The organism is Leifsonia sp. Root1293, from assembly GCF_001425325.1.
GTDB lineage: Bacteria > Actinomycetota > Actinomycetes > Actinomycetales > Microbacteriaceae > Orlajensenia.
The window spans coordinates 609,682-628,762 of the sequence record NZ_LMEH01000002.1; the positions used below are offsets into that span (position 1 = coordinate 609,682).

Sequence of the window (19,081 nt, forward strand, 5' to 3'; positions counted from 1 at the left end):
GATGCCCCACCAAGTAATCACCCATCAGTAGACAAGAGGATCAGCATGCAGCACATGAAGAGAGCGGTCGGCGTAGTCCTGCTCGCAACGCTCGCACTGGCCGGTTGCTCGGCAACGGGCGGAGGCGACGGCACTGCGGCCGACGCCGATGCCTGCAAGCCGTCGACGGGCAAGGTCGATCTCGAGTTCACCTCGTGGATTCCCGGCATCGAGGATGCCGTGGCCCTGTGGAACTCCGAGAACCCCGACATCCAGGTGAAGGTGCAGACCGGGCCGAACGGCAACTCCGGCACGTACCAGAACTTCTTCAACCAGCTGAAGGCGGGCAACGCGCCCGACCTCGGCCAGATCGAGTACGACGCCCTGCCGAACTTCCGGGTGCAGGACGGCCTCGAGGACATCGGCGTCTGCTCCGAGGTCGCCGCCGCGAAGGACTCCTTCGTGCCGTGGACCTGGGGCCAGGTCGGCCTCGGCACCGAGAAGAGCGTCTACGGCGTTCCCCAGGACTCGGGCCCCATGGCCCTGTTCTACAGGTCCGACCTGTTCGAGGCGAACAACATCCCCGTGCCGACCACGTGGGCCGAGTACAAGGATGCCGCCAAGAAGGTGCGCGCCGCCGGCGGGTACATCACCAACTTCTCGCAGAGCGACATCAACCAGTTCGCCGGTTTCGTCTGGCAGGCCGATGGCCAGTGGTTCCAGAACAACGGTGACGAGTGGACCGTCGACCTCACCAGCGACGCCTCCAAGCAGATCGCCGACTACTGGCAGGAGCTCATCGACGAGGACTTGGTCTCCACGGTTCCGGCCTGGACCGACGAGTGGAACAACGCCTACAACTCGGGCAACGTCTGGAGCTGGAACTCGGCCGTCTGGGGTGCCAACTCCATCGCGAGCGGCGCTCCCGACACCGCAGGCAAGTGGTCCGTCGCTCCCGCCCCGCAGTGGAACGCCGGCGAGAAGAAGGCCGGAAACTGGGGCGGATCATCCGTCGCGGTCTTCAAGGGAACCGAGCACCTCTACGAGGCGGCGAAGTTCGCACTCTGGCTGAACACCTCCGACGAGTCGCTTACGCTGCTCAACAAGTCGGCGAACATCTACCCCGCGACGACCGAGGGCCTCAAGCTGCCGTCGCTGCAGGAGGGTGTCGAGTTCTACGGCGGCCAGAAGATCTACGACGTCTTCGCCGAGGCTGCGACCGAGGTGAACCCCGACTTCGTGTGGGGCCCCACCATGACGCAGACCTACGCCGACGTCTCGGACGGCTTCAAGGCAGCGGTGACCGGCGACGGTACCCTGTTCGATGCGCTCACCAATGGTCAGAAGACGACCATCGAGGCGCTGAAGGCCCAGTCGATTCCGGTCAAGGGATAGTCATTTGATGCATCACCTCCGTGCCGCGGGCGTCAGTCTCCTTCTCGACACCCGCGGCACGGGCGTGCCCGGCATCATCCACTGGGGGCGTGATCTCGGCGCCCTCTCGCAGAGCGAACTCATCGCACTCGCCGAGGCGTCGGTGCCCGCCGTCTCGCCGTCGTCCATCGACGTGCCTCTGCGGTTGAGCCTTCTGCCGTCATTGCGAGACGGCTGGAGCGGGCGCCCGGCGCTCGCCGTCTTCCGGGACGGGTCTCTCGACCTGGCCCTGAGGCTCAGGGGAGTCGAGGCATCGGCCAGCGGAGCCGCCTCCCGTCTCGTCATCACGCTGACGGATGCCGCGGGCGGCGTCGACGTCGGAATCGAGCTCGAACTCAGCGCCCAGGGCGTGCTGCGGGTTCGGCACACTGTGACGAACACGGCAGACTCGGCGCTCGGACTGGCCGCAGCATCCGTCATCGTGCCCGTTCCCGACCGCGCCGCCGAGGTGCTCGACTTCTCGGGGTTGTGGACCCATGAGCGCCGCCCGCAGCGTCGCATCCTCGGTCATGGCGTGTGGTCGCGCGAGTCTCGGCACGGGCGTCCCGGTCACGACAACGCCTACCTGCTGGCCGCGGGAACGCCGGGCTTCGGATTCCGCGATGGCGAGGTCTGGGCGACCCACCTGGCGTGGAGCGGCGACGGCGTGGTCTGGGCGGAGCGCTCGCCCCTGGGCCCGGCGACGATCGGCGCCGGCGAACTGCTCGCGCCGGGGGAGCTCAGCCTGGCGGCCGGCGCCTCCTATCTGAGCCCGTGGTCCGTGTTCGTGTACTCCGACTCCGGCCTCGACGGCATCTCGGACCGGCTGCATCCGTGGGTGCGATCGTGGTCGACCATCCGCTCGAAGCGCCCCGTCATCCTCAACACCTGGGAAGCCGTCTACTTCGATCATTCCCTCGAGCGGCTGACGCCCCTGGTCGACGCAGCAGCCGAGGTGGGCGTCGAACGCTTCGTCCTCGACGACGGATGGTTCACCGGCCGCTCCGACGACCGCCGGGCGCTCGGGGACTGGTTCGTCGACCCGGCGGCGTGGCCCGATGGCCTGCATCCGCTCATCCAACGCGTCGCCGCATCGGGCATGGATTTCGGCCTCTGGGTCGAACCCGAGATGGTCAACCGCGACTCCGATGTCGCCCGAGCGCACCCCGACTGGATCATCGGGGCGGCGGATGCGATCACCTGGCGCTGGCAGAACGTGCTCGACCTCGACAACCCCGACGCCTTCTCCTACGTCTTCGGGCGGCTCGACGCCCTGCTCGCCGAATACCCGATCGCCTACCTCAAGTGGGACCACAATCGGGATCTCCTCGGCGGGTCGGCCCACCGGCAGACCGCTGCGCTCTACCGCCTGATCGACGCCGTGCGCTCGGCGCACCCGAACGTCGAGATCGAGTCGTGCGCCTCGGGTGGCGGGCGCATCGACCTCGGCATCCTGGAGCGCACCGATCGCGTGTGGGTGAGCGACACCAACGATCCGCTGGAACGGCAGTCGATCCAGCGGTACACCTCGCTCGTGGTGCCGCCGGAGTATCTGGGTGGACACCTCGGCATCGCGCGAGCGCACACCACCGGTCGCACGGCCGCATTGTCGTTCCGGCTGGCGACGGCGCTGTTCGGGCACGCAGGCATCGAATGGAACATCGCCGAGGCGACGCCGGCCGAGCGCGCGAGCGTCGCCGAGTGGATCGCCGTCTACAAGCGCGAGCGCGGCCTGCTGCACAGTGGCCGCGTCGTGCGTGCCGATGCCAGCGACTCCGCGATCGTGTGCTCCGGAGTCGTGGGCGCCGACGGGTCGCGGGCGCTGTTCAGCTACGCAGCCCTGACGGCACCGGCGGCGGCGATTCCCGCTCCGCAGCGCTTCCCCGGCCTCGACGCTGCCCGGAGCTATCGCGTGCGTCCCCTCGTGCTCGGCACCGACGTCTTCGCGGTGCAGGATGCCGCCCCGGCATGGTGGGCGGCCGGCGAGGTGGTCCTCCCGGGAGCACTCCTGGGCGAGGTCGGGCTGCCGATGCCGTTGATCGCCCCCGAGAACACCGTGCTGGTGGAGTTCGACGCCGTCGGCTGATCGCCCCGTCGGTGTGCGCCGAGCGTGGCGACTGCTCTACGCGCGGCCGACGCTGTCGTTTCTCGCGAGCGCTGCCGTTCTTTCGACAGCGCAACGAAGGAACGAGAGCGCGCGCGTCGCGGGTTGCGGGTGAGCCCATCTCACTAGGCTCGGGGCCGTGAGCCAGCACACCCCAGCCGAGTCGCCGCCCGCCGGGCCGGCGGCATCCGCCACCGCGGCATCCGCCACCACGGCATCCGCGGTCCCCGAAGCGCCTGACGCGTCGTCGTCCGGCCCGACCGGAGCCACCACCGCCGCGGATGTCGAGTCGCGTGCCCTGTTGTTCGCGATCGGCGGCTTCGTCTCCGCCGGGGTCATCGGGCTCATCCTCTTCGGCACCCACGACATCCCGCTGGCCGGCGCGGACTCGCTCGGCAACGTCACGGCGATCGTGAGCGCCGTCATCGCGCTGCTCGTGTTCGTGTCCGGATACGTGCTCTCCTACGCCGAACCGTCGCGAGCCTGGCTGCGCGACGTACGGCTCGGTCGCCAGTTCCTCGACATCGGCGGCCTCGCCTTCGCCCATGCCGTGCTCTGCTATCTCGCCTACGGAGTGCTGTTCAAGCTGCTCCAGGATGCCTTCCTCGGCGCCGTCGTCTTCCCCATCCCAGCAGCCCTGCTGCTCGGCGCCGCGTGCGCGACGAGCAGCTACTTCGTCTACCTCTCAGCGGTGCACATGACGACGTCGCGCGTCGCCGGCACCATGGCCGTCTTCCTCGTGCTCGGCCTGCTCACCAGCATGCTGACGGCGGCCGATCCGCTCTGGTGGACGATGAACATCAGCGCCCTCGGCATGAACGACGACCTCTCCAGCCACGTCTTCAACTTCACCCTGCTGATAGCGGGCATCGTGCTGACGACCATGGCGAACTACATGACCGCCGAACTCGAGTCCGGCCCGCTCACTCGCACCGATGCCTCGACGACGGATGCGGTGGCACTGCATCGCGCCCGATACGTGAAGTGGTCGCTGGTGCTGATCGGCATCTTCCTCGCGTGCGTCGGCATCTTCCATGTCGACGACCACTTCTGGATCCACAACACTGTGGCGACCGGCATGGCCGTGGTGTTCTGCGTGCTCGTGTTCAGGATGCCCTGGGTCGTGCCTGGTCTGCCGCGGGCCTTCTTCGTGGTGGGCTTCATCTTCATCGCGGTCATCGCCGTGTCGGCGGTCTTCTTCGCCATCGGGTACTACAACCTGACGGCCGTCGAGATCATCGCCTTCGCGCTCATCTTCACCTGGCTGATCGTGCTCATCCGCATGGTGTCGGCTGCGGCGACGGATGCGGCTGCGGTAGCGCTCGAAAAGGACTAGCCGAGCCAGACCCCGCCCGCTCGCCGACGGCCACCCAGCGCCGCTGGTCGAGTAGGCGGGAGCGCAGCGAGCAGCCGTATCGAGACCACTTCTCCCCGTCTGCGCGCGGTCGAGCCAGATCGAGTGGGTACCTGCCGTCGGCGTGATCTCGATACGCGGCCTCGCTCCGCTCGGGCGCTACTCGATCAGCGGAAGCTGGGGGGCTCGGTCGCTACTCGATCAGCGGAGCGGAGCGGGCGGGTCCGCGCCCTACAGCCGCACGGGCTCCAGCACAGCGCGCTTCGCCGCGCGCCCGTCGCCGGACGAGCGACCGGTGAGGCGACGGCCGATCCACGGCAGCACGAACTCCCGGTAGTACGCGGCGGTGTTGCGCGACTTCGGTCCGGCGGGAGCCGCCGCCACCTCCTCGACACCCCAGTCGGCAGGCACCGGAACGCCGAGCTCGGTGAGGACGTTGCTGGCGACGCGGGCATGGCCCAGGGCGTTCAGGTGCAGCCGATCGGCCGACCAGTAGCGGATGTCGCGCAGTCCGACGTCGGAGAAGTTGTCGACGAAGGTCACGCCGGGCAGCTCGGCCAGGTCGCGCAGTGCCGTCGTCAGGTCTCGGCCGCGGCGGTCGAAAGCCGATCCGAGCGGCAGGTGGTCGAGCGGGTTGGCCCCCGAGAGCATGAGCGCGTGGATGCCCTCTGCACGGATGCGCTCGATGGCGCCGCGGAAGCGGCCGGCGATGAGCTCAACGTCCATGCGCGGCCGGAGGATGTCGTTGCCTCCGCCGTTGAAGCTGATCACCTCGGGGCGCAGGTCGATGGCCGGCTGCAGCTGCTCGTCGATGATCGGCACGAGCTTGCGGCCGCGGATGGCGAGGTTCGCGTAGGTGACGATTCCACCGCCCGGTGATGCCGCGGCGTGCTGGGCGAGCCCGACCGCCACGAAATCTGCCCAGCCGCGCACCGTGCCGTCGGGCTGCTCGTCGCCGACGCCCTCGGTGAAGCTGTCCCCGATGGCCACGTAGCTGCTGAACACGTACTCTCCCCAGATCCTGTGCCGGCTCGGCCGGGCACCCGTCGAGCCTAGACCTGTCGCCGCGCGCTTCGGGCGCTCGCTGCGCTCGGCCCTCAGCGAGCGGGGAGGTGCGTCGGTAGACTGGCCCAGTGCCTGTGAACCCCGAGCTGCTGGGACGCACGTTCCCGCCTGCGCCCCCCTATCTCGTCGGTCGTGAGAAGGTGCGCGAGTTCTCGCGTGCCGTCTTCGCCACCAACCCCATCAACCTCGACGTCGATGCCGCCCGCGCCGCCGGGCATGCCGATGTCGTCGCTCCGCCGACGTTCGCGATCGTGGTCCAGGAGATCACGCTGGCCCAATTGCTGGCTGAGGAGGACTCGGGCATCGACTTCACCCGTGTCGTGCACGGCGACCAGCGCTTCACCGCGTCGCGCGCCATCGTCGCGGGCGACGAACTCACGGCCCAGCTCGCCGTCACCGGCGTCAAGACCCTCGGCGGTCACTCGATGGTCACCGCAGAATCCACCATCACGGATGCAGCAGGCGAGCACGTCGTCACCGCCATCTCCACCCTGGTCGTGCGAGGAGACGAGTGATGCCCCAGTTGACCGATCTGGCCGTGGGCGACATCGTCGCCGAACGCTCCGTCACCCTCACGCGCGACTCGCTCGTGCGCTACGCCGGTGCATCCGGCGACTTCAACCCGATCCACTACCGCGATGACGTCGCGGCATCGGTCGGCCTGCCCGGCGTCCTCGCCCACGGCATGCTCACCATGGGTCTCGCCGTGCAGCCCGTCGTCGACTGGGTCGGCGACCCCGCCCGCGTCGTCGACTACCAGGTGCGCTTCACTCGACCCGTGCTCGTCGACCCGCAGCAGGGCGCCGTCGTGAGCGTCATCGCCAAGGTCGGCGCGGTCGATGCCGAGGCATCCGTCGCGCGCATCGACCTCACCGTCAGCTTCGACGACGCGACCGTACTGGGCAAGGCCCAGGTGCGGGTGCAGCTCTAGCCCATGGCGGAGACCTCGATCGTCGCACTCCGCGACCTCACCACCATGCGCGTCGGTGGCTCGCCGGAACGGATGCTCACGGCGACGACCCAGCGCGACCTCGTCGACGCGGCGCTCGCCGTCTGGGCCGAGGGTGGCGACTGGCTCCTCCTCGGCGGCGGCTCGAACACCGTCGCCAGCGACGAGCCGTTCGACGGCACGGTGATCCGCATCGCCACCAGGGGCATCGAGCTGCTGCCTGAGTCCTCCGGCCCCGGTCTCGTGCGACTGCGCGTGCAGGCGGGCGAACCGTGGGATGACCTGGTTGCCTACACGGTTCGACACGGTTGGGCTGGCATCGAGGCGCTCAGCGGCATTCCCGGTCTCGCCGGCGCTGCTCCGATCCAGAACATCGGTGCCTACGGCCAGGAGGTGGCCAGCGCGCTGACCGCCATCGAGTTCCTCGACTACGACAGCGGCGAGGTCGAGCGCATCGAGGCGGCCGACCTCGGTCTCGGATACCGCACCTCCGTCATCAAGCAGGGCCGCCAGGGTGTCGTCGTGTCCATCGAGCTCGAGCTTCACGACACCGCGCACGAGCGCGACGTGCTCGGTGAGGAGCTCGGCCGGCCCATCGCCTACGCGCAGCTGGCGAGCACCCTCGGTGTCCAGCCCGGAGACAGGGTCGCGATCTCGCAGGTGCGTGCCGCGGTGCTCGCGCTGCGGGCGTCAAAGGGCATGGTGTTGAACGCCGAGGACAACGACACCTGGAGCGCCGGATCGTTCTTCACCAACCCGATCGTGCGCGAGAGCTTCGCGCGCACCCTTCCGTCCGATGCGCCGCGCTGGCCGATGGCGGCCGACGAGCCCGATGTCGTCGAGCCGCTTGAGCGGGCGTCCCTCGACCCGTGGGAGGCTGCGCAGCAGGCGCTCGCGGCCCCGACTCCCTCTGCCGATCCGACGCCGCGCTTCGTGAAGCTGTCGGCTGCCTGGCTCATCGAGCACTCCGGAATCCGTCGTGGCTTCGGGCTGCCCGGGACGCAGGCCGCCATCTCGAGCAAGCACACCCTCGCCATCACGAACCGCGGGAAGGCGACGGGCGAGGAGGTCGCCCAGCTGGCCCGCTACGTGCAGCAGCGCGTGCAGGCCGAGTTCGGCATCATCCTGCAGCCGGAGCCGGTGATCGTGGGGCTGGAGATCTAGCTCGCTCGCGACGCCACCAGCGCCGCCCACAGCTCGGCCCGTGCCGGGAACGAGGAGAGGTCGCGACCGAGCACGCGCTCGGCGGCTCCGACGCGGTTCCGCACGGTGTGCCTGTGCACACCGAGCGCCTGAGCCGCAGCGTCGAACTGAGCGTCGTTCTCGAGCCAGGCGCGCAGGGTCGCCACGAGCGCCGTGCCGTTCTCGGCATCGTGCGAGGTCAGGGGCGCGAGCGCGGCGCGAGCGATCTCGGCGGCATCCGTCGCCCCGAGCGATGCGAGCACCCCACTGGCGGCGATGGCCTCGAAGTCGACGACCGATCCGGTCGGGGCTTCGGCACCGGATGCGGCCGCCAGGGCGCGTTGCGCCTGCGCCACCAGTCGGGGCGACTCGCTCAGACCGCCGGTCCCCGACAGTCCGATGCGGGCGTCGAATGTCGTCGCGAGCCGGCGCAGCAGGGGGAGGGCCCCCGCGCCGGCAACCGCCAGCAGTTCGCCGTCGACGGCGCCGAAGAACAACTCCGCCGCGTTCCGGCCGGTCTCGCTCTCGAGCACCTCCTCGAGCGCACCCCGCCGATCGGTGTCGACGGCGATGGCGGCGATCCGCACGTCGCCCGACGGCATCCCGCCCCAGAGTTCCGTGCCCGTCGTGGTCGCCAACTCGACCTCCCCGGCGAGCAGCAGGCGCAGCAGTCCCGTGCGCAGTCGAGACCTGGAGGCGTCGAGCTCGTGGTTCTGCTCGAGGGCGAGGCTCGCCAACCCGACGACCGAGGCCACCACCTCTCTCGCCGACTGGTCGAGAGTGTTTCCACCGCCCACGGCGAGCACTCCGCGGAGTCGCCCGCGGCGCCCGAGGGTGTGGAGGGTGATGGTGTCATCGCCGGCCACCGACGTCGCGCTCGCCCGGGTTCCCCGCGTGAGGAGGAGGGTCGCGTCCTGCCGTACGCCGCGGAGCGCGCTCGGGTCTATGGCGTCGGCGGGGAAGACCCGATCGACCGCCCCGGCGGCGTCGAAGAGGGCGACGCCGTGCCCGAGGCTGCGGGCGAGTTCAGCGAGAGCGGCGCGGAGTCCGTCAGGACGCAGTGCCGCCAACGAGATGGCGCGCTGGGCATCGAGGGCCCAGGAGTGCCTGGCGTAGGCGTCCTCGGCGATGAGGTCGGCCGTGGCGCGTGCGATCGCGATGAAGGGCACGCGGTAGGGCACCTCGAACAGGGGCAGCCCGTAGCGGCGGCAGGCGTCGACCAGGGAGGCAGGGGTTCCAGCGCGCACCACCTCGGTGCCGAAGCCGAGTCCGACCACTCCGCGATCGACGAGCCGAGCGACGTAGGCATCGGCATCCGTCGGGGAATCTCCGAACTGCGTGCCCGTCGTCAGGAGCACCTGATCGTCGACGAGGAACGGGGTGGGGTCGACGAGGTCTGTGCTGTGGGTCCACTGCACCCCGCGCTCGAGTGCGCCGATCGGGAGGTCGTCGATGCCGCTCACCAGACTGAGGGCGAGGTCGGGAAGGTGCAGCAGCGTTGCGAGGGTGGGGAGCACGCTGCCTCCGGCATAGGACGTCGCGGACACTTCAGGAACCTCCAGTGTACGCCGCGGCCATCGGCTCGCGACCGCTGCGGGTCTACCATCGCCACATCGCACGTCACCCTCGCACCATCTGGAGACCGCACATGACCCTCGTCGAATCCGCGCCACCGTCTGCCCTCACCGGCGGCCCGAGCCTGCCCCAGGAGCGTCGTCTCGTCACCTCCATCCCGGGCCCCAAGTCGATCGAGCTGATGAGCCGCAAGACCGAGGCCGTCGCGGCCGGCGTCGGCGCCACCATTCCGGTGTTCACCGCTGCGGCCGGCGGGGGAGTCGTGGTCGACGTCGACGGCAACTCCCTCATCGACCTCGGCAGCGGCATCGCCGTCACCGGCGTCGGCAACTCCAACCCACGCGTCGTCGCCGCCGTCGCCGAGCAGCTCGAGCGCTTCACCCACACCTGCTTCACCGTTGCCCCCTACGACTCCTACGTCGAGGTGGCCGAGGCGCTCAACCGCCTCACGCCCGGCGACTTCCCCAAGCGCAGCGCGCTGTTCAACTCCGGCGCCGAGGCCGTCGAGAACGCCGTGAAGATCGCGCGCCACTACACGCGCAAGCAGGCCGTCGTGGCCTTCGACCACGCCTACCACGGGCGCACCAACCTGACGATGGGCCTCACGGCCAAGAACCAGCCGTACAAGAACGGCTTCGGTCCCTTCGCCCCGGAGATCTACCGCGCCCCGCTCTCCTACCCCTTCCGTGACGGCGGTCTCGACGGCGTGGAGGCGGCCGAGCGCGCCATTCTGCAGATCGAGAAGCAGATCGGCACCGAGAACCTCGCGGCGCTCATCATCGAGCCCATCCAGGGCGAGGGCGGATTCATCGTGCCGGCAGACGGCTTCCTCCCCACGCTTCTGGCCTGGACCCGCGCCAACGGCGTCGTGTTCATCGCCGACGAGGTGCAGACGGGCTTCGGCCGCACCGGGCAATGGTTCGCCAGCAACGCCGAGGGCATCGTTCCCGACATCATCGTGACAGCGAAGGGCATCGCAGGCGGCCTCCCGCTCTCGGCTGTCACCGGTCGCGCCGAGATGATGGACGCGGCCCAGGTCGGCGGCCTCGGCGGCACGTACGCCGGCAGCCCCATCGCCTGCGCTGCCGCCCTCGCCACCATCGACGCCTATGAGAACGACGGCCTCATCGAGCGCGCCGCCGCCATTGGCGACGTGCTCCTCGGCCGGCTCGGCGAGCTCGCCGCAGCCGACGCCCGCATCGGCGACGTACGCGGTCGGGGCGCGATGGTCGCCATCGAGCTCGTCGACCCCACGACTGGGGCTCCGGATGCAGCGCTCACCGGCCGCGTCGCCGGGGCGGCCCACAAGGCGGGCGTCATCGTGCTCACCTGCGGCACCTACGGCAACGTGATCAGGTTCCTCCCACCACTCACGATCGGCGACGAGCTGCTCCTCGAGGGGCTCGGCGTCATCGCCGAAGCGCTCGCAGCCGACACAGGGGCGGTCGCAGCATGAGCGCCACAGTGACCGCGTCGCGCGAGGCCGAGCTGCTCGCATCCGTTCCCTCCCAGCTCTTCATCGGCGGAGAGTGGACGGATGCAGCCGGCGGCGCCACCCTCGACGTGCGCGACCCCGCAACCAACGCCGTCATCGCGACGATCTCCGACGCCTCGGTGGAGGACGGCGCCCGGGCTCTCGACGCGGCCGTTGCCGCCCAGGCCGAGTGGGCCGCGACGGCGCCCCGGGTGCGCGGAGAGATCCTGCGGAAGGCCTTCGACCTGCTGCAGGAGCGCAAGGAGGACTTCGCCCTCCTGATGACGCTCGAGATGGGCAAGCCCCTCGCCGAGGCGCGTGGCGAGGTCGCCTACGGCGGCGAGTTCCTGCGCTGGTTCAGCGAGGAGGCCGTGCGCATCAGCGGTCGCTACGGGCTGAACCCCGAGGGCACCGGGCACATGCTCGTGTCGCAGCAGCCTGTCGGACCGTGCTTCCTCATCACGCCGTGGAACTTCCCGCTGGCGATGGCGACCCGCAAGATCGCGCCGGCGCTCGCGGCAGGCTGCACTGTCGTCGTGAAGCCGGCAGAACTCACCCCGCTCACGACGCTGGCGTTCGTGGCGCTTCTCGTCGAGGCCGGCCTGCCGGCCGGGGTCGTCAACGTGATCACCACGTCATCGTCGTCTGCGGTCTCGGCTCCGATCATCGCCGATCCGCGGCTGCGCAAGCTCTCGTTCACGGGCTCGACCGGAGTCGGCCGAAAGCTCATCGAGCAGGCGGCCACCGGCATCCTCCGCACGTCGATGGAACTCGGCGGCAACGCCCCGTTCGTCGTGTTCGAGGACGCAGACCTCGACAAGGCCGTCGACGGAGCGATGCTCGCGAAGTTCCGCAACATCGGCCAGGCCTGCACTGCTGCCAATCGCTTCATCGTGCACGAGGCCGTCGCGGCCGAGTTCGCGGCGAGGGTCTCCGAGCGCGTGAAGGCCATGGCGGTGGGCCGTGGCACGGAGGACGGCGTCACCATCGGTCCGCTCATCAACGACGCAGCGGTCTCGACCTCGTTGGAGCTGGTGACGGATGCCGTCTCGCGCGGTGCCTCCGTGCTCACCGGCGGCAGTGCCGTCGACGGCGTCGGCAGCTTCTTCGAACCGACCGTCGTCACCGACGTTCCGGCCGACAGCCGCATGCTCCGCGAGGAGATCTTCGGTCCGGTGCTGGGCATCACGTCGTTCAGCGACGAGGATGAGGCTGTGCGCCTCGCGAACGGAACGGAGTACGGCCTCGTGTCGTACGTCTTCACCGAGAGCCTGGCACGCGGACACCGCATGATCGAACGCCTCGAGACGGGCATGATGGGTCTGAACGTCGGCGTCGTCTCCAATGCCGCCGCACCGTTCGGCGGCGTCAAGCAATCGGGCATCGGCCGTGAGGGCGGGCTCGAGGGCATCCACGAGTACCTCTCGACGAAGTACACGCTCATTCCCGTCTCGTAGTCCCTTTCCGTTGGTCGAGTAGGCCGTGAGCGGAGCGAGCAGCCGTATCGAGACCACAGTGATCTCGTACGCGTCCGGCTCCGCCGGGCGCTACTCGATCAGCGGAAGACTCGCCGGGCATCACTCGATCAACGCAGAGAAGGAACACACGCACCATGCAGAAGATCGAACGCGACGTCGTCGTGATCGGAGCCGGAGCATCCGGACTCACCGCGGCCTCCGAGCTGCGCAAGGCGGGCCTCACCGTCGCCGTGCTCGAAGCCCGCGACAGGGTCGGCGGCCGCCTCTGGACGGACGACATCGACGGCGCGACGCTCGAGATCGGCGGCCAGTGGGTCTCCCCAGACCAGGACGCCCTCATCGAGACGCTGGACGACCTCGGGCTCGAGACCTACGAGCGCTACCGCGAAGGCCTGAACGTCTACATCGGTCCGAGCGGTGAGAAGCGCACCTTCGAGGGCGAGATCTTCCCGGTCGCGGCTCAGACCGAGCAGGAGATCGTCACTCTCATCGAGAAGCTCGATGCCCTGGTGGCCGAGATCGACCCCGACCAGCCGTGGGCGCATCCGCTCGCCAAGGACCTCGACGAGATCTCCTTCAGCCGCTGGCTCGAGACCCAGACCGAGGACGAGGAGGCGCGGGAGAACATCGGCATGTTCATCGCCGGCGCCATGCTCACCAAGCCCGCACACGCGTTCTCCGCCCTGCAGGCGCTGCTGATGGCGGCGTCCGCCGGCAGCTTCTCCAACCTCGTCGATGCCGACTTCATCCTCGACAAGCGCGTGGTCGGAGGGCTGCAGCAGGTGCCCCTTCTGCTCGCGGAGCGCCTCGGTGACGACGTGCACCTGAACGCCCCGGTGCGCACCCTGCGGTGGGGGCCGGACGGCGTGACCGCGATCAGCGAGAACATCGAGGTCAGCGCCCGCTTCGCCGTACTCGCTGTGCCGCCCATCCTGATCAGCCGCATCTCCTACGAGCCGCCTCTCCCGCGCCGCCAGCAGCAGCTGCACCAGCACCTGTCCATGGGGTTCGTCATCAAGGTGCACGCCGTGTACTCCACGCCGTTCTGGCGCACCAACGGGCTGTCGGGTACGGCGTTCAGCCCCTACGAGCTCGTGCACGAGGCCTACGACAACAGCTACCACGGCGACCCCCGCGGCACTCTCGTCGGCTTCGTGGCCGATGAGGCGGCCGACGGCGTCTTCGCCATGAGCGAAGAGGAGCGCAAGCTGCGCATCCTCGAGTCCTTGTCGCACTACTACGGCGACGAGGCGCTCACACCCGAGGTGTTCTACCTCAGCGACTGGGGCAGCGAGGAGTGGACCCGCGGTGCCTACGCCGCCAGCTTCGACATGGGAGGCCTGGCCCGGTACGGCGCCGACCTGCGCACTCCCGTCGGTCCCATCCACTTCTCCTGCAGCGACCTGGCTGGCAAGGGCTACCAGCACGTCGACGGAGCCATCCGCATGGGCATCGAGACGGCAGCCGCCATCGTGGAGCGGGCGGGCGCATGAGCGCGACGCCCCGCATCGTCGTCGGGTACACGGCCGACGACTCCGGGGCCGACGCCCTGGCTCTCGCCGGCCGGCTCGCCCGGGCCAGCGGTGCGCTGCTCGAGGTCGTCATGGTGCTTCCGAGCGAAGCGCACAATGCCTCGGTGCCGACGGATGCCGGCTACGAGAGATTCCTCAAGGAGCAGTCCCGCAGCTGGCTGACCACGGCGTCGCGCGCCCTGGGCGACGATGTCGAACGTGCGCTGCACATCCGCTATGCCGAGTCCTTCGCCGAGGGGCTCATCCGCGCGGCGCACGAGTTCGGCGCCGGCGTGATCGTGGTCGGTGCCGCTCGCGGCGGTCTCTTCGGCAGGTCGCGGATCGGCTCCGTCGCCGATGAGCTGCTGCACTCCTCCGACGTTCCCGTTGCCCTGGCCCCGGCCGGGTCGCGCGAGGTTCCCCTCGACCTCGGAGTGACACGTGTGACGACGATGATCGGAACGCGTCCGGGGGCGGATGCGCTGCTCGAGGCATCCGTTCGCCTGGCCCGTCAGACCGAGACCCCGTTGCGGCTGCTCTCGCTGGCCTCCATCGACCTGCCTGCGGGCCTCGACGAGCACCTGGCCGCCCTCACCGGAAGCGCACACGCCGAGGAGGTGCTCGATGAGGCCCGCCGTTCGCTGCCGGAGGGCATCGCGGCATCCGCCGCCACGGCGACGGGCTCCAGCATCGAGGATGCCGTGCGCGCCCTCGAGTGGCAGCCAGGCGAGATCGTGCTCGTCGGCTCGAGCCGCCTCGCCGCGCCACGGCACCTGTTCCTCGGTTCGACAGCCGCCAAGATGCTGCGCGAACTCCCTGTTCCCATGATCGTGGTGCCCCGCACCACCGCCTGAAAGAGGCAGCAATGACGCACCCCTCAGACCCGCAGGCACCGCTCACGGCAGCCAGCGCCGCCATCCCCGGCACAGCGGCCGGCAGCGACACCGCGAAGAAGGGCAAGGGCCTGAGTGCGGGGTCGGTGGGGCTCATCGGCGCCATCGTCATCGGCATCTCCTGCATCGCCCCGGCCTACACTCTCACCGCCGCGCTCGGTCCGACGGTCTCCGAGGTGGGGGTTCAGGTACCCGCCATCATCCTCGTCGGATTCATCCCGATGCTGCTCGTGGCCTTCGGCTATCGCGAGTTGAATCGACGGATGCCGGACTCCGGCACCTCGTTCACCTGGGCGACGCGGGCCTTCGGACCCTGGGTGGGCTGGATGGCGGGGTGGGGCCTCATCGCTGCGACGATCCTCGTGCTGTCGAACCTCGCCGGCATCGCCGTCGACTTCCTGTTCCTGCTCATCTCCCAGATCGCCGGCAATCCCGACCTGGCCGAGATCGCGATGAACCCGTTCGTCAACGTCGTGACCTGCCTGCTGTTCATGCTGGGCGCGACCTTCATCTCCTATCGCGACATGCAGACCACGCAGAAGCTGCAGTACTGGCTGGTGGGCTTCCAGGTGCTGGTGCTCGTGCTGTTCTCGGTCGCGGCGCTGGTCGAGGTGGCGAACGGCAACGCCTTCGACGCCACGGCCATCGAGTTGTCGTGGTTCAACCCGTTCGCCGTCGACTCCTTCAGCGCCTTCGCGGCCGGACTCTCGCTCTCGATCTTCATCTTCTGGGGCTGGGACGTCACGCTCACGATGAACGAGGAGACCAAGGGCTCCTCCAAGACGCCGGGACAGGCAGCCACCATCACCGTCGTCACGATCGTGATCCTCTACCTCCTCATCGCCGTCTCGCTCATCGCCTTCGCCGGAGTCGGCGACGGGGAGTTCGGCCTGGGCAACCCCGACATCCAGGACAACGTCTTCTTCCACCTCGCCGGTCCCATCCTCGGGCCGCTCGCGGTGCTGGTCTCCCTGGCGGTGCTCACCAGTTCCGCATCGAGCCTGCAGTCGACCTTCGTGTCGCCGGCGCGCACCCTGCTGGCCATGGGCCACTACGGGGCGCTTCCGGAGAAGTTCGCGCAGGTGAGCCCGCGGTTCTTCACGCCGGGCTACGCCACCATCGTCTCCGCCGTGGTCGCATCCGTGTTCTACACGGTCATGCGGTTCCTCAGCGAGAACGTGCTGTGGGACACGATCACGGCTCTCGGCATGATGATCTGCTTCTACTACGGCATCACGGCGTTCGCCTGCGTGTGGTACTTCCGAGCCCAGTGGTTCCGCTCGGTGCGGAACGTGTTCTTCACCCTGCTGTTCCCGCTGATCGGCGGTGTCATCCTCGCCGTGCTGTTCTTCACGACGCTCATCGACAGCATGGATCCCGACTACGGCAGCGGCTCGTCGGTCGGCGGCCTCGGCCTGGTCTTCGTGCTCGGCATGGTGGTGCTGCTGGGCGGTGTGGTCGTCATGCTCTGGCAGTGGCGCAAGCGCCCGGCCTTCTTCCGCGGTGAGACGCTGACGGCGGCCGACGCCGAGATCCCGGAGTAGCGCGGCCGCCGCGCCCTCACCCCGCATCCGCTCGCCCTCACCCACGCATCCGCTCGCCCTCACCCACGCATCCGCTCGCCACCTGTGGCCGCCTCCGCGGGAATCGACCGACCATAAGTGGCGAGCCGGGGCGCGGAGAGCGGCCACAGGTGGCGAGCGGAGGAGGCGTCGTAGTGGCGGTCAGGCCCGCGATCGCGTAGCGCGCCGCAGGATGCCGGCGAGACCGGCCACGAGCAGCAGCGCACCGAGCGCCAGCACGGCGTAGAGCGCGAACGTGCCCGGGGTGAGGGTCTCGAGCCACGACGAGAAGTCCTGGCGGCGCCCGATGTCGGTGACGATCACCAGCAGCACGGTCGCGAGCGCAGCGAAGGCGAGTCCCCAGACGATCGCGGCCCACCGGATGACAGGCCCGGCTGGGGCGGCATCCGTCGCCGTCGCGTCGTGCCCCGTCGCACCGAGGTCCGTCGTGCCGATGCCGTCGACGCCGAGATCGTAGGGCGTCGTCGGGTTGGAGTCTGTGCTCATGGTCTGTGTCCCTCGTGATCGGTGGCCCGGATTCAACCGGCCGGGTTGTGAACGGTGATGGCGGCTCTGGGCGCTCTGCTCGTCGCTCACGGTCGGTCTTCTTCGTGGATGGTGACCTGGATGCCGCCGGTCAGGCCGCGCAGGGTGATGGCAGCGTCTGGCGCGTTGCCGATTCCGGGATCCTCGCCGACCACGCCGACGAGATGCATGTCGCCGTCCGCATCGTTCACCCGGCTGAGCTCTTTGCCGTTCGTGTATTCGCCATCGGCGTCGACGGTCCAGACGGAGGAGTAGCCCGAGGCGAGTTCGGCGTCGATCTTCACGGTGGCTCCGTCGTAGACGTCGAGGTAGACGTTGCCGGCGCCCATGGTGATGTCGACCTTCTGCGTGCCCGGGAGCTTCGCCGTGCTCGCCGCGGCCGTGATGAAGGCCGTGCCTGCCGGCATGAGGTAGCTCGTCGATCCGTCGAGGCTGATGCCGCTGTCGCCGAGCAGCAGCTGGTCCGTGCGGGGTACGGCTGCCGACCCGACTGCCAGTACCAGGGCCGCGATCGTCACGAAGGCGAGGAAGCCGCTGCGTCGACGGAGCACGCCGGCGATGATCATGGAGATCGCCGACACGAGCGCGGCGACGGCGAGTCCGATGGTGACGGCGTAGGAACCGTTCGCCCCGCCGAGGGCGACGAGCGCGGCGATGGAGCCCGCCACCAGGCCGGCGCCGAGGGTCGCGACGATGTAGGCGAAGCTGGTGCGCGGCCTCGTGAGCTTGCGCAGGCGTCTGGCCTCGTCGGCCCGGGCCGTGAAGGCGGCGGCGCGGGCCTTGTTCTCGGCGACGAGCTGGGCTCGCGCGGCACGGTTGGCATCGGCTTGCGACTGCCGCCACGCCTCGTGGTCGACGCGCCAGGCAGCATGCTGCGCCTTCCACGCCTCGTACTCGTCGGTGCCGGGGTCGGTGCCCGCTGGCTGCGTCGGGGCCACGGGCTCCGCGCCGTCTCCTGCGGCATCCGGTGCCGCAGGAGCCTGCGTCGCGCCGTACGCGGGCGGAGTCGTTCCACCGTATGCTGCGGTGGCCGGGGCGCCGTATGCGGCCGGAGCTGTTCCGGCTGCCGCCTCCGCCTCGTACTGGGCGAAAGCGGCCTCAGGGCTCGTGGAGGCCGACCGCGGTCCCGAGACGCGGTTGCGACGCACCAGCCAGACGATCAGGCCGGTGATGGCGCCGATGAGTGCGATGGTCCAGAGGAACCGGATGCCGTAGACCCAGGGGCTCGACGTCCAGAAGCTGCCGTACTGGATGTCGTTCCAGGCGTCGCCGTAGAACGGGTCGCCGCCGATGGCGAAGGGCGAGAGGCCGAGCAGCACGAGGATAGCGATGCCCACGAGCGCCTTGTCGAAGACTCCGCGCAGCATCTGCTCGAGGTGGATGCGGCCCGTGGTGTCGGGCAGGAGAAGCCACGCGAGGCCGTAGAGGAGGAAGACGGGAACGCCGAAGAGGGCGCACACGACCAGGAGACCGCGCACGATGACAGGGTCGATGCCGAGGCGGGCGCTCACACCGGCCGCGACGCCGCCGAGCCACCCCGGCAGGCGCGGGACGCCGAGCGAGCGCATCCAGCCGAAGAACCCGGTGTCCGGAACGAGCGGAGCCGGCCCGGAGGCGGGTGCGCCTGATGTGCCTCCGGTGCCGGTGCCGTTGCCGCTTCCGCCGGCTGTCCCTCCGCTGCCGGCGCCAAATCCAGCGTCGCCAGATCCAGCGTCGCCGTCGCCTGCGCCGTCCCCAGCGGTGTCCCCACCGCTGCGTTCGTCTGCGCCCTCGTCCTGGATGCGGCCGGCGGACTCGCCCCCCGACGATCCGCCGGCCGTGGTTCCCGTCGGTGCCGCAGCATCCGCGGGGATGATGGCAGTCGACGCCGCATCCGTCGTGCCGCTGTGCGTGTCCGGTGCCTCGGACTCGGAGCCGAACGATTCTTCTGATGGGGTCTGTTTCACTGCCATGACTCGATGGTGCCGCTCCGGGCACTCGGCTCGCTATCAGGTAC

At 69.5% G+C, this 19,081-nt stretch carries 15 protein-coding genes; 11 read left to right on the plus strand and 4 right to left on the minus strand.

Translation table 11 applies throughout. The features are described 5' to 3' along the window. The first annotated feature begins 45 nt into the window (after positions 1–45). The 3 genes from ASC59_RS14705 (at position 46) to ASC59_RS14715 (ending at position 4,832) form a co-directional block, all read left to right on the plus strand. Positions 46–1,374 (plus strand): ABC transporter substrate-binding protein, encoded by a 1,329-nt coding sequence (locus ASC59_RS14705; RefSeq protein ID WP_055824513.1) that lies wholly within the window; start codon positions 46–48, stop codon positions 1,372–1,374. Positions 1,375–1,381: 7 nt separating this feature from the next. After that, positions 1,382–3,478 carry an alpha-galactosidase gene (locus tag ASC59_RS14710; protein WP_055824516.1) on the plus strand — a complete coding sequence of 699 codons (2,097 nt, stop codon included), beginning with the start codon at positions 1,382–1,384 and terminating at the stop codon, positions 3,476–3,478. 157 nt (positions 3,479–3,635) lie between these two features. Beyond that, on the plus strand, positions 3,636–4,832 hold the full coding sequence (locus ASC59_RS14715) for a hypothetical protein (protein WP_055824518.1): 1,197 nt from the start codon (positions 3,636–3,638) through the stop codon (positions 4,830–4,832). 249 nt (positions 4,833–5,081) lie between these two features. Here ASC59_RS14715 and ASC59_RS14720 read toward each other — a convergent pair whose 3' ends face one another. Further along, a complete protein-coding gene (locus ASC59_RS14720; protein ID WP_055824520.1) occupies positions 5,082–5,855 on the minus strand; it encodes an SGNH/GDSL hydrolase family protein in 774 nt (257 codons plus the stop codon). A gap of 128 nt (positions 5,856–5,983) precedes the next feature. Between ASC59_RS14720 and ASC59_RS14725 the strand changes: the two genes are divergently transcribed. From ASC59_RS14725 to ASC59_RS14735, 3 genes are read left to right on the plus strand one after another with little or no spacing between them, the layout of a single operon-like run. Continuing rightward, on the plus strand, positions 5,984–6,430 hold the full coding sequence (locus tag ASC59_RS14725; RefSeq protein WP_082513716.1) for an FAS1-like dehydratase domain-containing protein: 447 nt from the start codon (positions 5,984–5,986) through the stop codon (positions 6,428–6,430). Further along, positions 6,430–6,846, plus strand: a complete 417-nt coding sequence (locus ASC59_RS14730) for a MaoC family dehydratase (RefSeq protein WP_055824526.1) — start codon at positions 6,430–6,432, stop codon at positions 6,844–6,846. The genes ASC59_RS14725 and ASC59_RS14730 overlap by 1 nt, the downstream gene beginning before the upstream one ends. A 3-nt stretch (positions 6,847–6,849) precedes the next feature. Then, the gene (locus ASC59_RS14735) at positions 6,850–8,028 is read left to right on the plus strand and encodes a UDP-N-acetylmuramate dehydrogenase (protein ID WP_055824528.1); all 1,179 of its coding nucleotides are present in this window, start codon (positions 6,850–6,852) and stop codon (positions 8,026–8,028) included. Here ASC59_RS14735 and ASC59_RS14740 read toward each other — a convergent pair. Then, positions 8,025–9,593 carry a PucR family transcriptional regulator gene (locus ASC59_RS14740; RefSeq protein WP_235492747.1) on the minus strand — a complete coding sequence of 523 codons (1,569 nt, stop codon included), beginning with the start codon at positions 9,591–9,593 and terminating at the stop codon, positions 8,025–8,027. The two genes, ASC59_RS14735 and ASC59_RS14740, sit on opposite strands and share 4 nt — an antisense overlap. 101 nt (positions 9,594–9,694) lie before the next feature. Between ASC59_RS14740 and gabT the strand changes: the two genes are divergently transcribed. From gabT to ASC59_RS14765, 5 genes are all read left to right on the plus strand, one after another. Further along, positions 9,695–11,077 (plus strand): 4-aminobutyrate--2-oxoglutarate transaminase, encoded by a 1,383-nt coding sequence (gene gabT, locus ASC59_RS14745; protein WP_055825688.1) that lies wholly within the window; start codon positions 9,695–9,697, stop codon positions 11,075–11,077. After that, the gene (locus ASC59_RS14750) at positions 11,074–12,552 is read left to right on the plus strand and encodes an NAD-dependent succinate-semialdehyde dehydrogenase (protein ID WP_055824531.1); all 1,479 of its coding nucleotides are present in this window, start codon (positions 11,074–11,076) and stop codon (positions 12,550–12,552) included. Before gabT ends, ASC59_RS14750 begins: the two co-directional genes overlap by 4 nt. A 119-nt stretch (positions 12,553–12,671) precedes the next feature. Continuing rightward, positions 12,672–14,066, plus strand: a complete 1,395-nt coding sequence (locus ASC59_RS14755; protein ID WP_268765499.1) for a flavin monoamine oxidase family protein — start codon at positions 12,672–12,674, stop codon at positions 14,064–14,066. Then, complete coding sequence (locus ASC59_RS14760) at positions 14,063–14,938, plus strand: universal stress protein (RefSeq protein ID WP_055824534.1); 876 nt, start codon at positions 14,063–14,065, stop codon at positions 14,936–14,938. The genes ASC59_RS14755 and ASC59_RS14760 overlap by 4 nt, the downstream gene beginning before the upstream one ends. Positions 14,939–14,949: 11 nt before the next feature. Beyond that, a complete protein-coding gene (locus ASC59_RS14765) occupies positions 14,950–16,521 on the plus strand; it encodes an APC family permease (protein ID WP_082513717.1) in 1,572 nt (523 codons plus the stop codon). A gap of 180 nt (positions 16,522–16,701) precedes the next feature. Here the strand turns inward: ASC59_RS14765 and ASC59_RS14770 are convergent, their stop codons facing one another. Together ASC59_RS14770 and ASC59_RS14775 are read right to left on the minus strand one after the other, a co-directional pair. Beyond that, positions 16,702–17,046, minus strand: a complete 345-nt coding sequence (locus tag ASC59_RS14770; RefSeq protein ID WP_055824537.1) for a hypothetical protein — start codon at positions 17,044–17,046, stop codon at positions 16,702–16,704. An 86-nt stretch (positions 17,047–17,132) separates the two neighbouring features. Further along, complete coding sequence (locus tag ASC59_RS14775; RefSeq protein ID WP_055824539.1) at positions 17,133–19,037, minus strand: PspC domain-containing protein; 1,905 nt, start codon at positions 19,035–19,037, stop codon at positions 17,133–17,135. Between the last annotated feature and the right edge of the window lie 44 nt (positions 19,038–19,081).

Coding starts and splice junctions, on each gene's coding strand:
- ASC59_RS14730 (WP_055824526.1), top strand. CDS start 6,430: ATGCCCCAGTTGACCGATCTGGCCGTGGGCGACATCGTCGCCGAACGC.
- ASC59_RS14735 (WP_055824528.1), top strand. CDS start 6,850: ATGGCGGAGACCTCGATCGTCGCACTCCGCGACCTCACCACCATGCGC.
- ASC59_RS14770 (WP_055824537.1), bottom strand. CDS start 17,046: ATGAGCACAGACTCCAACCCGACGACGCCCTACGATCTCGGCGTCGAC.
- ASC59_RS14710 (WP_055824516.1), top strand. CDS start 1,382: ATGCATCACCTCCGTGCCGCGGGCGTCAGTCTCCTTCTCGACACCCGC.
- ASC59_RS14705 (WP_055824513.1), top strand. CDS start 46: ATGCAGCACATGAAGAGAGCGGTCGGCGTAGTCCTGCTCGCAACGCTC.
- ASC59_RS14765 (WP_082513717.1), top strand. CDS start 14,950: ATGACGCACCCCTCAGACCCGCAGGCACCGCTCACGGCAGCCAGCGCC.
- ASC59_RS14750 (WP_055824531.1), top strand. CDS start 11,074: ATGAGCGCCACAGTGACCGCGTCGCGCGAGGCCGAGCTGCTCGCATCC.
- gabT (WP_055825688.1), top strand. CDS start 9,695: ATGACCCTCGTCGAATCCGCGCCACCGTCTGCCCTCACCGGCGGCCCG.
- ASC59_RS14775 (WP_055824539.1), bottom strand. CDS start 19,037: ATGGCAGTGAAACAGACCCCATCAGAAGAATCGTTCGGCTCCGAGTCC.
- ASC59_RS14760 (WP_055824534.1), top strand. CDS start 14,063: ATGAGCGCGACGCCCCGCATCGTCGTCGGGTACACGGCCGACGACTCC.